Genomic DNA, 14,886 nt, shown 5'->3' on the forward strand with positions numbered 1-14,886 from the left:
TATGACACGTTTTTTAAAGACCTGTCAAACTTTGTGGTCTTTCGACCCCCCCGCCAACTTCGCAAACCACCATCTCTCGACAACAGTCCGCCTCCGCCAGCGAAGCCTTGAAGTATACATCGGTTTTGAACCTCCTGACTACTCCAAGCAAGGAAATTTCTTTCCTTCTCGCTGCAGCCATCAAGTCCCGGCTGGGAACTGGCTTTCGCTGCAGCAAGCCCGCAAGTATAGCGGGAAAAACGCCCCTCCATAAATATCAGCGCGCCATGCGTTCGATGGCGGTTTCGAGGGCATCCACGAACAGGGCCGCCACATCGCAGCCGGTCTGCTCGAAGATCTCCTGGAAGCAGGTGGGGCTGGTGACGTTGATTTCCGTGACGCAGTCGCCGATCACGTCGACGCCGGCGAGCAGCAGGCCGCGTTCGTGCAGGATCGGGCCCAAGGCGTCGCCGATCTGCTGGTCGCGCGCCGTGAGGGCCCGGGCCACGCCCAGGCCGCCGGCGGCGAGGTTGCCGCGCACTTCCGAGCCCTGGGGGATGCGCGCGAGGCAGTAGGGAACGGGTTTGCCGCCGATGATGAGCACGCGCTTGTCGCCGTCGGCGATCTCCGGCAGGAATTTCTGCACCATGACGCTCTGGCTGCCGCCCTGGTTGAGCGTTTCGATGATGCTGCCCAGGTTCATGCCGTCGGGCCCGACGCGGAAGATGCCCATGCCGCCCATACCGTCCAGGGGCTTGAGGATCACGTCGCCATGCTCGGCGTGGAAGCGCCGGATGTCCTGCGGCTCGCGCGTCACCAGCGTGGGGCCGATGAATTGCGGGAATTCCATGATCGCCAGCTTTTCCGGGTGGTCGCGCAGCGCCCGCGGCTTGTTGAACACGCGCGCGCCTTCGCGCTCGGCCTGTTCGAGCAGGTGAGTGGCGTAGAAGTACTCGCTGTCGAACGGCGGGTCCTTGCGCATGAGCACGGCGCAGAAGTCGGCCAGCGCCGCCTCGCGCGGCTCGCCGGCAGAGAACCAGTCGACGGCATGGCCCGTCAGCGTGATGTCCCGCACGCGCGCCACGACCTTGCCGCCGCACTGCCAGTGCATATGTCGAGGCTCGCAGACCGCCAGCCCGTGGCCGCGGCGCTGCGCCTCGCGCATCATGGCGAAGGTGGTGTCCTTGTAGATCTTGAAGTGTTCGACGGGATCGGCGACGAAGAGGAGATTCATGGCGTGCACGGGTACTGTGTTGTCAAGGCCGGCGCGGCGGCTGGTGCGCGCGGGGCCGCCCATACTGTTGCACAAGTAGCGCAAGGCTGCCCGCGACCACGCCCCAGAACGCCGAGCCGATGCCGGCAAGGGTCACGCCGCTGAGCGTGACGAGGAAGGTGATGAGCGCCGCCTCGCGCTGGCTTTCGGACTGCAGCGCGCCCGCCAGCCCGCCGCCGATGGCCGACAGCAGAGCCAGGCCGGCAATGGCCACCACCAGTTCCTGGGGAAAGGCCGTCAGCAGCCCCGTGACCACCGCGCCAAAGATGCCCACGGCGATGTACAGCAGCCCGCAGGAGGCCGCGGCCGTGTAGCGCCGCGCGCGGTCGGGGTGCGCCTCGGGCCCCATGCAGATGGCGGCGGTGATGGCGCTGAAGTTGAGGGCGAAGGCGCCGAACGGGGCCAGCGCCAGCGTGGCCAGGCCCGTCATGGTGACGAGGCGCGAGACCGGCAGCTGGTAGCCGGTGGCGCGCATCACGGCCACGCCCGGCAGGTTCTGCGAGGCCATGGTCACGATGAACAGCGGCAGGGCCAGGCTCATCAGCGCCTGCAGGCTGAACTGCGGCGCGGTGAATACCGGCATGGCCGGCGCCAGGTGCACGGCGGACCAGCGCATCTGCCCGCCGGCCGCCGCCCAGGCGATGCCCGCGGCCAGCGTGATCACCACGGCATAGCGCGGCAGCAGGCGGCGCGCCAGCAGGTAGGCGAGCAGCATCGCCAGCACCAGCGGCAGCGCCGTCTGCAGGGCCGCGAAGGCCTGCATGCCGAAGCGCGCCAGCACGCCCGCCAGCAGCGCCGAGGCGATTTCCATGGGGATGCGACTCATCACCCGCTCGAACCATCCGGTAACGCCGGCCAGCGTGATCAGCAGCGCGCAGACCATGAAGGCGCCGATGGCCTCGCCCATGGAAAAGCCCCCCGCCAGCCCCGCCGTGGCCAGCACGGCCGCGCCCGGCGTGGACCAGGCGACCATGACCGGCTGGCGCAGGATGAGCGAGGGCACGAGCGAGCACAGACCCATGCCCAGCCCCAGCGCCCACATCCAGGACGTGATCTGCTCCGGCGTGGCGCCGAACGCCTGCGCCGCCTGGAACACGATGGCCACGGAGCTGGTGAAACCCACCAGCACGGCCACGAAACCCGCCGTGAAGGCGGACAGGCTCAGGTCTTTGAAAAACTGCATGGCGGCGGATTGTGGCACCGCCCTCCGGCCGGCACAGCACGCGAAACTATGAAAACCATAGCATTCACCACTTTAAACACAAGGGCCGGAGGCCAAAAACGATGGAATGTGGATGCACCGTGCCGACGGCGGCTCAGATTTCGATCTTGCCGCCCAGCTCGACCACCGCGTTGCTGGGCAGGTTGAGGAATTCGGCCGCCGCGCCCGCGTTGTGGTGCATCTGGGCGAACAGCTTTTCGCGCCAGGCCGCCATGCCCCGGCCGAGGGTGGGCATGACGATCTCGCGCGAGAGGAAGTAGCTCGTGCCCATGGGGTCGAGCTTGATGCCGCGGCCGGTGATGTTGGAGAGCGCGCGCGGCAGGTTCACGTCGTTCTTGAAGCCGTAGTGCACCATCACCTGCCAGCAATCGTGGCCCAGCGACTCCACCTCCAGCCGCTTGTCCATGCCTATCCACGGGGTTTCGTGGTTGCACACGGTGACGAACAGGTTCTGCTCGTGCAGCACCTTGTTGTGCTTGAGGTTGTGCAGCAGGGCGTTGGGCACGATGCCCGGCTCGCTGGTCAGGAACACCGCCGTGCCGTCCACGCGCGCCGGCGGCGCGACGAACAGCGACTCCAGAAACTCCGCCAGCCCCAGCGCCGTGTCCTGCAGGGCCTTGTTGAGCAGTTCGCGCCCGCGCTTCCAGGTCATCATCAGCGTATACACCAGGCCGCCGAGCAGCAGCGGGAACCAGCCGCCCTCGACCAGCTTGAGCAGGTTGGAGCCAAAGAACAGGATGTCCACGGTGAAGAAGAAGCCCGTGGCCGCGACGCACAGCGCCAGCGGGTAGCCCCAGCCGTAGCGCACGACGAAGAAGGTGAGCACGGTGGTGATGGTCATGTCCAGCGTCACCGCAATGCCATAGGCCGCCGCCAGGTTGCTCGACGAGCGGAACAGCATCACGGCCAGCACGATCATGGCGAACAGGGCCCAGTTGACGAAGGGCATGTAGATCTGGCCCGTGTCCCAGGTGCTCGTGTGCTGTATCTGCAGCCGCGGCAGGTAGCCCAGCTGGATCACCTGCTTGGTCACGCTGAAGGCGCCCGAGATCAACGCCTGCGAGGCGATCACGGCCGCCACGGTGGCCAGGCCGACCAGTGGCAGCGTGATCCAGTCCGGCGCCAGGTGGAAGAACGGGTTGGCCACGGCCTCGGGTTCGGCCAGCAGCAGGGCGCCCTGGCCGAAATAGTTCAGCGTGAGCGCGGGCATGACGATGGAGAACCAGGCCAGGCGGATGGGCTGGCGCCCGAAGTGGCCCATGTCGGCGTACAGCGCCTCGCCGCCGGTCACGCACAGCACCACCGCCCCCAGGATGATGAAGGTGGTCCCAGGCTGGTGCGCGATGAAGCGCAGCGCGTGGTGCGGGCTCAAGGCGAACAAGATCTCCGGGTGGCCCGCGATGTGGTAGACGCCCAGCGCCCCGATGGAGAGGAACCAGAGCACCATGATCGGCCCGAAGAACCGGCCTATGCCCGCCGTGCCGCGCTTTTGCAGCAGGAACAGCCCCAGCAGGATCAGCAGCGTGAGCGGTATCACCGCCCTGCGGAACGTGGGCGAGACCACGTCCAGGCCCTCCACCGCCGACAGCACCGTGATGGCCGGCGTGATGACGCCGTCGCCATAGAACAGGCAGGTGCCGAAGATGCCTATCGCCAGCATCCACTTGCGCAGGGCGGGCGCCTTGTCCTTGACCGACTGCGAGGCCAGCGCCAGCATGGCGACCAGCCCCCCTTCGCCGTTGTTGTCGGCGCGCAGCACCAGGACCACGTACTTCAGCGAGACGATGATGGTGAGCGTCCAGAACACGATGGACAGCACGCCGTACACGTTGGCGTGGGTGAACGGCACATGGCCCGAGCCGAACACCTCCTTGAGCGTGTACAGCACGCTGGTGCCGATGTCGCCATACACGACGCCGATGGCGCCCAGGGTCCTAAAGGCCAACGACGATTTGGTGGTTTGCACGGTGCGGTGCCCCTGGTCTCGAGCCAGAAGTTGCTGGTGTTTTTGTGTGGTCGCCATTGTGCGCCGCCCTCGCAGGCGGCGCATGCGCGGCGTTCAGTCGTAGGTCTCGGCCTCGGGGTCCGTGGCTTCCAGCTCGTAGCTGGCGGCCAGCATGGCCAGGCGCGCGATCACGCCGTACATGTAGAAGCGGTTGGGCGCGCTCGCGCCCGGACGGGCGCCGGGCTGGGGCAGCTGGGTGCTGTGCTGGAAGGCCAGCGGCACGAAGCTCGCGCCGGGGGCGTTCAGGTTCTCGTCCACGCCGCGCTCGGCATGCATGCGGTAGAAGCCCCCGACCACGTAGCGGTCCATCATGTAGACCACGGGCTCGGCCACGGCCTCGTGCACGCGCTCCTGGGTCAGCACGCCCTCCTGCACGATCACGTCGTGCACCTCCTGCCCGTCCTTGATCACGGCCATCTTGTTGCGCGTCTTGCGGTTCAGCCCTTCGAGCTCCCTGGCGTCGTGCACGGTCATGATGCCCATGCCGTAGGTGCCGTTGTCGGCCTTGACGACGGCGAAGGGCTTTTCCTTGATGCCGTATTCCTTGTACTTGCGCCGCACCTTGGCGAGCAGCGCGTCGACCGCGCTGGCCAGCCCCTCCATGCCCGTGCCCTGGTTGAAGTCCACGCCCTCTACGCTGCCGAACAGCGGGTTGATGAGCCAGGGGTCTATGCCCAGCATCTTGCCGAAGCGCTTGGCCACCTCTTCGTAGCTCTTGAAATGGTGGCTCTTCCTGCGCACGCTCCAGCCCGCGTGCAGCGGCGGCAGCAGGTACTGCTCGTACAGCTCCTCCAGGATGCCCGGCGCGCCGGCCGACAGGTCGTTGTTGAGCAGGATGGTGCAGGGGTCGAAGTTCTTCAGCCCCAGGCGGCGCTTGGTGCGGATCACCGGCTCCAGCGTCACCGTCTCGCCGTGGGGCAGCGTGATGGTGGTGGTCTTCTTGATGTCCGGGCTGATCGAGCCCACGCGCACGTTGAGCCCGGCCATGTTGAAGATGCGCACCAGCTGCGCCACGTTGGCCAGGTAGAAGGTGTTGCGCGAATGGTTCTCGGGGATGATGAGCAGGTTGCGCGCCTCGGGGCAGATCTTCTCGATGGCCGCCATGGCCGCCTGCACCGCCAGCGGCAGCATCTCGTCGGTCAGGTTGTTCCAGCCGCCGGGGAACAGGTTGGTGTCCACGGGCGCCAGCTTGAAGCCGGCGTTGCGTATGTCCACCGAACTGTAGAACGGCGGCGTGTGCTCCATCCACTCCAGGCGGAACCAGCGCTCGATGGCCGGCATGGAGTCCAGGATGCGCTGCTCCAGCTCGTTGATCGGGCCTGTGAGTGCGGTGACGAGGTGCGGAACCATATAACCCCAGGTATTGCAGTCAAGCGCCGCATTGTAGGGACGCGGCACGCCGCCTCCCGTACGTAGTTCACCGACGCCAGAACGCGGGCGACAGCAGCGCCATGAAGCTCAGTATCTCCAGCCGCCCCAGCAGCATGCCCAGGGTGCAGATCCAGATCTGGAAGTCGGTCAGCCCCGCGTAGTTGGAGCTGGGGCCTATCGTGCCCAGCCCCGGCCCCGTGCAGTGCACGCTGGCGAGCACGGCGGAGAACGCCGTCAGCGGATCCAGGTCGGTCAGCAGCAGCACCATGCTCAGCACGATCACCGTGGCGCCGTAGACCAGCATGAAGGCCAGCACCGAGAAGATCATGCGGTTGTCCACCACGCGCCCGCCCAGCAGCACCGGCTGCACGGCGCGCGGGTGCACCAGGCGCGTGAGCTCGCGGCGCGCCTGCTGCACCAGGATCAGCATGCGCACCATCTTGATGCCGCCGCCCGTCGATCCGGCGCTCGTGGCCACGCCCGACAGGAGCAGCATGAACACCGGCGCGAACACCGGCCAGGCCAGGTAGTCCTGCGTGGCGTAGCCCGTGGTCGTGGCCACCGACACCACGTGGAACATGCCGTGGCGCAGCGCCTGCAGCGGCTCGTACACGCCCTTGGCCCACAGCAGCAGCGCCACCAGCAGGCCTCCGCCGATCAGCACGGCCATGGTGGCGCGCACCTCGGGGTCGCGCCAGAAGCCCTGCCAGTGGCCCTTGCGCAGCGCCACGAAGTACAGCGTGAAGTTGCAGCTGGCCACCAGCATGAAGAACACCGCCATCGCCTCCAGCACGGGCGAGTCGAAGAAGGCGAAGCTCGCCTCGTGCGGGGACAGGCCCCCCAGGCTCACGGTGGTGAACATGTGCATGACGGCGTCCATGGGCGTCATGCCCCCTGCCCAGAAGCACAGCGCGCACACGACGGACAGCACCGCGTACACGCCCCACAGCCCCTTGGCCGTCTCCGTCATGCGCGGCGTGAGCTTGGTGTCCTTGATGGGGCCCGCGGCCTCGGCCTTGAAGAGCTGGCTGCCGCCCACGCCCAGCAGCGGCAGCACGGCCACGGCCAGGATCAGGATGCCCATGCCGCCCATCCACTGCAGGAAGGTGCGCCAGAAGTTGACCGACAGCGGCAGCGCATCCAGCCCCGAGAGCACCGTGGAGCCCGTGGTCGTCAGGCCCGAGACGGCCTCGAAGTACGCGTGGGTGAACGTGATCGGCTGCCCCAGCTGCGCCATGGCCAGCCACAGCGGCAGGCTGGCGCACAGCGGCAGCAGCACCCACACCAGCGTCACCAGGATCACGCCGTGGCGCGGCTGCAGCTCCTCGCGGTGGCCGCGCAGCAGCCACCACAGCGCCAGCCCCGCCCCCAGGGTCGCCAGGGCGGAGGCCGGGTAGACGCGCCACACCGCCTCCTGCAGCCACCACGACAGCAGGCCCGGCAGCACCATGCCCAGGGAGAACATGCACATGAGCATGCCCAGCACGCGCAGGACGGGGAACAGGTCGCGCATTTCAGAAGAAGATGGCGTTCACGCGGAACAGCTTTTCCACCTCGCGCACCAGGCGCTTGTTCGGCAGAAAGAACACCACATGGTCGTTGCTCTCGATCACCGTGTGGCTGCGCGGGATGATGACCTCGGGCGCGCGCGGCTGCACGGGCGCGATGGCGCCCTCGGGCGGCGGCGGCGCGTCCGGGTCGGGCAGGCCGCGCACGATCAGGCCCATGTGCACGGCCGGCGGCAGCGGCAGGTCCTCCACGCGCCGGCCCACCACGCGCGAGCTCTTGCGGTCGCCGCGCGCCACGATCTCCAGCGCCTCGGCCACGCCGCGGCGCAGGCTGTGCACGGCCTGCACGTCGCCCTGGCGCGTGTAGGCCAGCAGCTCGCCCAGCATGGCCTGCGCGGGCGTCAGGGCGATGTCGATCTGCGTGCCGTGCATCAGCTCGGCGTAGGCCTGGCGGTCGATGAGCGCCAGCACGCGGCGCGCGCCCATGCGCTTGGCCAGCAGGCAGGACATGATGTTGTTCTCGTCGTCGTTGGACAGCGCCAGGAAGAAGTCCACCTCCTCGATGCCCTCCTCGCCCAGCAGCTCCTCGTCCGACGACTCGCCCTGCAGCACCAGCACTTCCTCGGGCAGGTTCGACGCCAGCGCCACGCAGCGCTGCGCGTCGTGCTCGATGATCTTGATGTTGAAGCGCCCCTGCTCGGCCGCGAGGGCGCGCGCCAGGCGTTCGCTGACCACGCCGCCGCCGGCCATCATGATGCGGCGCACCACGCGCGGCGGCTGGCCCGGGCGCATGCGCAGCGCCGCCAGCACCTGGGGCACGCGCTCGCGGCCGGCCAGCGCGAACACCTCGTCGCCGGGCTCGATGCGCGTGGCGCCGTCGCAGGGCACGAAGCGGTCGGGCTCGTCGGGAAAGCGCCGGTAGATGGCGACGATGCGTACCGCCACGTCCGGCATCTGCTCGCGCAGCAGCTTGATCTCCAGGCCCACGGCCGGCGCGCCGGTGCGCGCGCGCGCCGACACCAGGCAGGCGCGCCCGTCGGCGAACTCGCGCACCTGCAGCGCGCCGGGGTGTTCCACGAGCTTGCCGATGTAGCGCACCAGCGAGTTCTCGGGGCACAGGATGTGGTCCACCGCGAAGCCCTCGCGCGAGAGCAGCGCGCTGCCGTCCTCGAAGCCGTTGGTGCGCACGCGCGCGATGCAGCGCGGCACGTTGAACTGCATCTGCGCCACCTTGGCGCAGACCAGGTTGGTCTCGTCCTGCGCCGCGCAGGCGATGAGCAGGTCGGTGTCGCGCGCGCCGGCCTCGGCCAGCACGGCCGGGTCTATGCCGTTGCCCACCACGCCGCGCAGATCCAGGCGCGCCTCCAGGTCGCGCAGGCGCTGGGCATCGGTGTCGATGACGGTGATGTCGTTGCTCTCCGACACCAGGCTGGCCGCCGCGCTCTGGCCCACGCGGCCCGCGCCCAGAATGATGATTTTCATGAGAAGTCGGCCTGAACTAGTCAACGGCAGGCAGTTCCCTGCCTTCGATCAAAGCGATCTCTCTCACTGCAAGATCAGTCAAGCGCTGCCGATGGAAAGGCCTTTGGACCAAAACGCTGTTGTTATTGTCAGAGGATGCGCATAGCTGTATGCACTCGGGCTCACCATCAGGGCCAAACAAGACACGAAAGACACGCGTGCTTCGACCTGGATACCAATCAATCCTGTCGTAGAAATAAGTGCGAGAGACATTGCTCTGGGCTAGCTCAGGCACCAAGCCCAAAGCACTCACAAGCAAATCATGGAGTTCTTGCTTGCTCATCCAATACTCCCTCGTCTCGATGCTGACATACGCTGTCACTATGAAATCAGGAGTTGATCAGCCCCGCACCTCGCCCTCGCCCAGCACCACCCACTTGAGCGACGTCAGGCCCTCGATGCCCACGGGCCCGCGCGCGTGGAACTTGTCGGTGCTGATGCCGATCTCGGCGCCCAGGCCGTACTCGAAGCCGTCGGCGAAGCGCGTGCTGGCGTTGACCATCACGCTGGCCGAGTCCACCTCGCGCAGGAAGCGCTGCGCGTGCATGTGGTCGCGCGTGAGGATGGCGTCCGTGTGGTGGCTGCCGTAGCGGTCGATGTGCGCCATGGCCTCGTCCAGCCCCGCAACCACCTTCACGCTGATGATGGGCGCCAGGTACTCCTCGCCCCAGTCCTGCTCGGTGGCCTCGGCCAGGTCGGCGCCCGGCACGGCGCGCAGGATGGCCAGCGCCTCGGGGCAGCCGCGCATCTGCACGCCCTTGGCGGCGTAGACGGCGCCGATCCTCGGCAGGAAGGCGGCCGCCACGCCGCGCGCCACCAGCAGGCCCTCGCTGGCGTTGCAGGGGCTGTACTTGTTGGTCTTGGCGTTGTCGGCCACCTTCACGGCCATGTCCAGGTCGCAGGGGTCGTCCACGTAGGTGTGGCAGTTGCCGTCCAGGTGCTTGATCACGGGCACCTTGGCGGAGGCAGCGATGCGCTCGATCAGCCCCTTGCCGCCGCGCGGGATGATCACGTCCACGTACGCGGGCATGGCGATGAGCTGGCCCACGGCCGCGCGGTCGGTGGTCTGCACCAGCTGCACGCCGTGCTCGGGCAGGCCCGCCTCGGCCAGCGCCTGCGCCACCAGCCGCGCCAGCGCCCGGTTGGAGTCGATGGCCTCGGAGCCGCCGCGCAGGATGCAGGCGTTGCCGCTCTTGATGCTCAGGGACGCGGCCTCGATGGTCACGTTGGGCCGGCTCTCGTAGATCATGCCGAACACGCCGATGGGCACGCGCATCCGGCCCACGCGGATGCCGCTGGGCTGCTGCTTCATCCCGATGATCTCGCCGATGATGTCGGGCATGGCCGCCAGCTGCTCGCAGCCCTGGGCGCAGGTCTCGATCACCGTGGGCGTGAGCCTGAGCCGGTCCACCATGGGCTCGGCCAGGCCCGCGGCGCGGGCGCGCTCCAGGTCGCGCGCGTTGTCCTGCTGCAGCGCGTCCACGTTCGCGCGCAAGAGCCGCGCCAGGGCCAGCAGCGCCTTGTTTTTGATAGCTGCCGGCGCCCGCGCCATGAGCGCTGAGGCGGTTTTTGCTTGCAAGCCCAGCGTCTGGGTGTATTCGGCGATGTTCAGGGCGTTCATACGCGAATTGTGGCGCAGTTCGCCCCTGGCGTGCCCGCACGGCAACCGGCGCTACGCTATGCACCATGAGCACCCAACCCGCCACCCACCAGCTCGACCGGCTGCAGCACGACCTGCGCGCCCTGCAGGACATGCGCACCAGCCCCCACGCCTTCAGCGCCGCCGCGCGCGGCCACGCCGACCTGCTCGCGGCCCTGCCGCCGCGCTACGGCGAGGTGCTGCTGGGCCTGCTGGACCGCCTGGAGGCCGGCGCCCTCTTCACCGAGGAAAGCTGCTCCTTCAGCCACCAGGGCGTGGTGGACAGCCTGCAGCTGTGGGTGGACAAGGCGCGCGGCGTGCTTGCGAGCAGCTGAACATGCGCTCCCTTTGATCCGCCTGGCAGGCTTGATGGACTGGCGGCACGCCAACGATGCCGACCATCGAGACCGCCAGGACCGCGGGGCTGGCCGACAAGGCGCGGGGCACAACCTGCGCCTGATCCTGGCCGCGCTGCGGCTTTGCCGCGGAAGCAGTCAAGCCGTGATGTGCCGCCGCACGACGGCGTGCCACGCGCGCAGCGCCGGGTCGTCGGCCTCGCTGGCGAGCCAGGCGCCGCGCACGATGGAGGCCACCGGGCTGGCCTGCAGGTCTACGAAGCACAGGTCCGGGTATCGCGACCGCACCAGGCTGCGCGGCACGAGGGTGATGCCCAGTCCCTTGAACACGCAGGCCAGCACCGTCAGCCAGTGGCGGGCCTCGTGCCGCACGCGCGGATGGAAGCCCGCGGACAGGCACAGCGACACCACGTGGTCGTAGTAGGCCGGCGAGAAGGTGCGCGCGAACAGGACGAAGGGCTCGTCCTTGAAGCGGGCCAGATCGACGGCCCGCGCGCGGCGCCGGCCGGTGTTCAGCACCGCCCGGGCCATCGGGTGCGCGGCGGGCAGGCACAGCACGAAGGGCTCGCACAGCAGCTCCTCGGACATCACCGTCGCCGGCAGCGCCGTGCTGTGCACGAAGCCGTAGCGGATGCGGTGGCGCTGCAGGGCCGGGATCTGGTCGGCCGTGCTCAGCTCGACCAGGCGCAGGTCCACGTCGGGGTGGCTCTGTCCGAAGACCTGCACGGCGCGGTCCAGGCCGCGGTGCAGCATGGAGGCGAAGAAGCCCACCTCCAGCGTGCCCTGCATGCCCTGGTGCACGCGCGCGGCCGTGGCGTGGGCGCGCTCGAACTGGCTGGCGACTTTCAGCGCCTCCTCGTAGTAGGCCGCGCCGGCCGCGGTCAGCCGCACCTCGTGCGTGCTGCGCTCCACCAGCGCGAAGCCCAGGGCCTGCTCGAGCTGGCGGATGGAGACGGAGAACGGCGGCTGGGAGATGTGGCAGCGCTGCGCCGCGCGCCCGAAGTGCAGCTCTTGCGCGAGGGCGATGAAGTGGCGCAGGTGGCGCAGTTCGATGGCGGTGGTCATTCGTCGGGCGAATCAGCTGTTCCCGAAAGAATAATGGACGGGACCGGACGCACGCCGCGACACTGCCGCATCGATGGACAAGGAGGCAGCGTGCAGGATCTGGTGCAGTACACGGTGAGCGACGGCGTCGCCGAAATCACGATGAACCGAGGGCCGGTCAACGCGATCGACCTGGGCCTGGCGCGCGGCGTCATCGAGGCCTACCGCCGCGCGCGGGAGGACCGCGCCGTCGGCGCCGTGGTGCTGACCAGCGCCATGCCCGAGGTGTTCTCGGCGGGCCTGGACCTGAAGCTCGCGCTGGACTACGACGGCCGGCAGCTGCGCGCGTTCATCGAGGTCTTCTACTACGAGATGCACGAGGCGCTGTACCGCCTCGGCAAGCCGGTGATCGCCGCCGTCAACGGCCATGCGCGCGCGGCCGGCGTCACCTGGGCCGTGTCGTGCGACATGGTCGTGGCCGCGCAAGAGGCCGACATGGGCTATCCGGAGATCGACGTCGGCCTGCTGCCGGCCATGCACCTGGTGCACTTGCCGCGGCAGGCGGGCCGGCACCGCGCGGCCGAGCTGCTGTTCACCGGCGACATCGTGAGCGCGCGCCGCATGCAGGAGCTCGGCGTCGTCAACCACGTGGTCCCGCGCGCGCAGGTGCTGCCGACGGCGCGCGCGCTGGCCAGCCGGCTCGCCCGCAAGTCGCCGCTGGCGATGAAGCTGCTGCGCGATGCCTTCGTGCGCGCCAACGATCTCGACTACCGGCGCGCGATGGAAGGCGTGATCGAGACCATGTGCTCGCTCAAGGACTCCCCCGACTCCCGCGAAGCGCTGCGCGCGTTCGTGGAGAAGCGCGCGGCCGTGTACGGCGAGCGCTGAACCGATTCCGGCCCGATCCACTTCCAGGAGACTTCCATGAACGCATTCCACCGCCTCGTCGGCGGCGCGGTGCTGGCCTGCGCCGCCGCCGCGGCCTGCGCGCAGGCCTGGCCCGCCAAGCCGGTCCGCATCGTCGTGCCGTTTCCGGCCGGCACGGTGACGGACACCGCGACCCGCATCCTCGCCCCCGCGCTGGCGGCGTCGCTGGGGCAGCCGGTCGTCGTGGACAACCGCGCCGGCGCCGACGGCGCGATCGGCGCGCAGGAGGTGGCGCGCGCCGCGCCGGACGGCTACACGCTGCTGATGTCGACCAACGGCTTCGCCGCCGTGCCGGCCATGCGCAAGGCGCCGCCGTACGACGCGGTGCGCGACTTCACGCCGGTGTCGATGGTGTGCCGCTTCGCCTTCTTCCTGTTCGTCAACGCCGCGGTGCCGGCGACGACCGTGGCCGGGCTGATGGACCATGCCCGCGCGCACCCCGAGGCGCTGAACTACGCGACGGGCAATCCCACGGGCATCGTCGCGACCGGCCAGATGCTGTCGCTGGCGGGCGTGAAGATGACGCAGGTGCCCTACAAGGGCGAGCCGGCGGCGGTGGTGGACCTGGCGAGCAACCGGGTGCAGCTCATGTTCGGCACCATGACGACCGCCGGCCCGCACGTGGCCAGCGGCAAGCTGCGCATGCTGGCCACCACGCTGCCGGCGCGCAGCCCGGCGTTCCCGGAGGTTCCGACCATGGCCGAGGCCGGCTTCCCGGGCTTCGCCGTGGCGTCCTACGCCGCCTTGCAGGGGCCGGCGGGCCTGCCGGCCGACATCGCGCAGCGCCTGTCGCGCGAGGTGGCCGCCGCGCTGGCCCGGCCCGAGGTGCGGGAGGCGCTGGCCCGGCAGAACATCGTCCCGGCGGCGTCCACGCCGCAGGAGCTGGCAGCCTACGTCCGCGAGCAGCTCGCGCTCTATGCCCGCGTGCTGAAGGAGGCCGGCGTCCAGCCCGAATGAGGCCGCCGGCCTGCCGGCTCAGCGCCCCAGCCGGCACATCTGCAGCGCCAGCCGCGAGAGCGCCTGCCAGCCGCTGGTGGGCCAGTCCGGCACCTTGAGGCCCTTGACGATGCCGTCCACGACGTGGGCGGAGTGCACCAGGCGCGCCAGCTGCGCGTCGCCCGCCTGCGGCAGCAGGCGCTCGTACAGGCGCTCCTTGGCGCCCCAGATGCGGTTTTCGCGCAGCGCCATGGGCAGGGGCTTGCCGGCGTTCATGGCGTCCTTCACGCGCTTCAAGGCGCGTATGTCCTCGGCCAGCGCCCAGTGCACGAGCACTTCGGCCTCGCCCTCGGCCTGCAAGCCGTCGAGCATGCGCTGCACGCGCGCCACCTGGCCGGAGAGGACGGCCTCGCTGAGCTTGAACACGTCGTAGCGCGCGACGTTGAGCACGGCGGCCTCGACCTGCTCCCAGGTGAGCTCGCCCGGGGGGTGCAGCAGCGCGAGCTTTTGTATCTCCTGGTGCGCGGCCAGCAGGTTGCCCTCCACGCGGTCGGCGAAGAACTGCAGCGTGCGCTGACCCTCCTCGCCCGCGGCCACGCGCTGGCCCTGGGCGGCCAGGCGCTGGGCGATCCACTGCGGCAGCGCGGCGCGCTCCACGGGGTCGATCTGCACGGTGGCGCCGTGCGCCTCCAGGGCCGAGAACCACGCGCCCGTGCGGGTGGCCTTGTCCAGCCGCGGCAGCAGGACGATAGCGAGGGTGCTGTCGTTGCCGTCGGCCTGGGCGGCGATCTGCTGCAGCGCGGCGGCGCCGTCCTTGCCGGGCTTGCCCGAGGGGATGCGGATCTCCAGGATCTGCTTGTCGGCGAACAGGCTCAGGGACCCGCCCGCGGCCAGCACCGCGCTCCAGTCGAAGTGCGCGCCGGCGACGGTGTGGCTGCTGCGCTCGGTGTAGCCCTGGGCGCGCGCGGCGGCGCGGATGGCGTCCTGCGCCTCCTGCTGCAAGAGCGGCTCGTCGCCGTGCAGCGTGTAGAGCGAACGCAGGCCTTTGTGCAGTTGCGCGCCGAGCTGGTTCAGTGGGATTTGCATAGGGCCCCGTGAGGCGGGC

The 14,886-nt window shown here is 69.2% G+C and carries 12 protein-coding genes; 3 read left to right on the plus strand and 9 right to left on the minus strand.

Translation table 11 applies throughout. The features are described from left to right. Positions 1-256 precede the first annotated feature (256 nt). The 7 genes from gshB to ACX12L_RS18695 form a co-directional block, all read right to left on the minus strand. Positions 257-1,213, minus strand: coding sequence for a glutathione synthase (gshB, locus tag ACX12L_RS18665; RefSeq protein WP_459263939.1), 957 nt, complete (start codon positions 1,211-1,213; stop codon positions 257-259). A gap of 22 nt (positions 1,214-1,235) precedes the next feature. After that, positions 1,236-2,435 (minus strand): benzoate/H(+) symporter BenE family transporter, encoded by a 1,200-nt coding sequence (locus ACX12L_RS18670; RefSeq protein WP_459263940.1) that lies wholly within the window; start codon positions 2,433-2,435, stop codon positions 1,236-1,238. Positions 2,436-2,568: 133 nt separating this feature from the next. Further along, positions 2,569-4,440: a potassium transporter Kup gene (locus ACX12L_RS18675; protein ID WP_459263941.1), complete on the minus strand. Its 1,872-nt coding sequence runs from the start codon at positions 4,438-4,440 to the stop codon at positions 2,569-2,571. A 93-nt stretch (positions 4,441-4,533) separates the two neighbouring features. After that, a complete protein-coding gene (gene gshA, locus ACX12L_RS18680; RefSeq protein ID WP_103018276.1) occupies positions 4,534-5,829 on the minus strand; it encodes a glutamate--cysteine ligase in 1,296 nt (431 codons plus the stop codon). Positions 5,830-5,896: 67 nt separating this feature from the next. After that, on the minus strand, positions 5,897-7,363 hold the full coding sequence (locus tag ACX12L_RS18685) for a TrkH family potassium uptake protein (RefSeq protein ID WP_459263942.1): 1,467 nt from the start codon (positions 7,361-7,363) through the stop codon (positions 5,897-5,899). A 1-nt stretch (position 7,364) separates the two neighbouring features. After that, a complete protein-coding gene (gene trkA, locus ACX12L_RS18690) occupies positions 7,365-8,840 on the minus strand; it encodes a Trk system potassium transporter TrkA (protein ID WP_459263943.1) in 1,476 nt (491 codons plus the stop codon). Between the two features lie 379 nt (positions 8,841-9,219). Continuing rightward, entirely contained in the window at positions 9,220-10,500 is a 1,281-nt protein-coding gene (locus tag ACX12L_RS18695) for a glutamate-5-semialdehyde dehydrogenase (protein ID WP_459263944.1), read from the minus strand. A 65-nt stretch (positions 10,501-10,565) separates the two neighbouring features. On the opposite strand from ACX12L_RS18695, the gene ACX12L_RS18700 reads away from it, so the two are divergent. Then, complete coding sequence (locus tag ACX12L_RS18700) at positions 10,566-10,853, plus strand: hypothetical protein (protein ID WP_459263945.1); 288 nt, start codon at positions 10,566-10,568, stop codon at positions 10,851-10,853. Between the two features lie 159 nt (positions 10,854-11,012). Here the strand turns inward: ACX12L_RS18700 and ACX12L_RS18705 are convergent, their stop codons facing one another. Further along, the gene (locus ACX12L_RS18705) at positions 11,013-11,939 is read right to left on the minus strand and encodes a LysR family transcriptional regulator (RefSeq protein ID WP_459263946.1); all 927 of its coding nucleotides are present in this window, start codon (positions 11,937-11,939) and stop codon (positions 11,013-11,015) included. 33 nt (positions 11,940-11,972) lie between these two features. On the opposite strand from ACX12L_RS18705, the gene ACX12L_RS18710 reads away from it, so the two are divergent. Together ACX12L_RS18710 and ACX12L_RS18715 are read left to right on the plus strand one after the other, a co-directional pair. Next, on the plus strand, positions 11,973-12,806 hold the full coding sequence (locus ACX12L_RS18710; RefSeq protein WP_459263947.1) for an enoyl-CoA hydratase/isomerase family protein: 834 nt from the start codon (positions 11,973-11,975) through the stop codon (positions 12,804-12,806). A 36-nt stretch (positions 12,807-12,842) separates the two neighbouring features. Further along, positions 12,843-13,802, plus strand: coding sequence for a tripartite tricarboxylate transporter substrate binding protein (locus tag ACX12L_RS18715; RefSeq protein WP_459263948.1), 960 nt, complete (start codon positions 12,843-12,845; stop codon positions 13,800-13,802). Between the two features lie 18 nt (positions 13,803-13,820). Here the strand turns inward: ACX12L_RS18715 and holA are convergent, their stop codons facing one another. Then, positions 13,821-14,867, minus strand: a complete 1,047-nt coding sequence (gene holA / locus ACX12L_RS18720) for a DNA polymerase III subunit delta (protein WP_459263949.1) — start codon at positions 14,865-14,867, stop codon at positions 13,821-13,823. Between the last annotated feature and the right edge of the window lie 19 nt (positions 14,868-14,886).

This window comes from Alicycliphilus sp. T452, from assembly GCF_054512775.1.

Coding starts and splice junctions, on each gene's coding strand:
- gshB (WP_459263939.1), bottom strand. CDS start 1,213: ATGAATCTCCTCTTCGTCGCCGATCCCGTCGAACACTTCAAGATCTAC.
- ACX12L_RS18670 (WP_459263940.1), bottom strand. CDS start 2,435: ATGCAGTTTTTCAAAGACCTGAGCCTGTCCGCCTTCACGGCGGGTTTC.
- gshA (WP_103018276.1), bottom strand. CDS start 5,829: ATGGTTCCGCACCTCGTCACCGCACTCACAGGCCCGATCAACGAGCTG.
- ACX12L_RS18685 (WP_459263942.1), bottom strand. CDS start 7,363: ATGCGCGACCTGTTCCCCGTCCTGCGCGTGCTGGGCATGCTCATGTGC.
- trkA (WP_459263943.1), bottom strand. CDS start 8,840: ATGAAAATCATCATTCTGGGCGCGGGCCGCGTGGGCCAGAGCGCGGCG.
- ACX12L_RS18695 (WP_459263944.1), bottom strand. CDS start 10,500: ATGAACGCCCTGAACATCGCCGAATACACCCAGACGCTGGGCTTGCAA.
- ACX12L_RS18700 (WP_459263945.1), top strand. CDS start 10,566: ATGAGCACCCAACCCGCCACCCACCAGCTCGACCGGCTGCAGCACGAC.
- ACX12L_RS18705 (WP_459263946.1), bottom strand. CDS start 11,939: ATGACCACCGCCATCGAACTGCGCCACCTGCGCCACTTCATCGCCCTC.
- ACX12L_RS18710 (WP_459263947.1), top strand. CDS start 11,973: ATGGACGGGACCGGACGCACGCCGCGACACTGCCGCATCGATGGACAA.
- ACX12L_RS18715 (WP_459263948.1), top strand. CDS start 12,843: ATGAACGCATTCCACCGCCTCGTCGGCGGCGCGGTGCTGGCCTGCGCC.
- holA (WP_459263949.1), bottom strand. CDS start 14,867: ATGCAAATCCCACTGAACCAGCTCGGCGCGCAACTGCACAAAGGCCTG.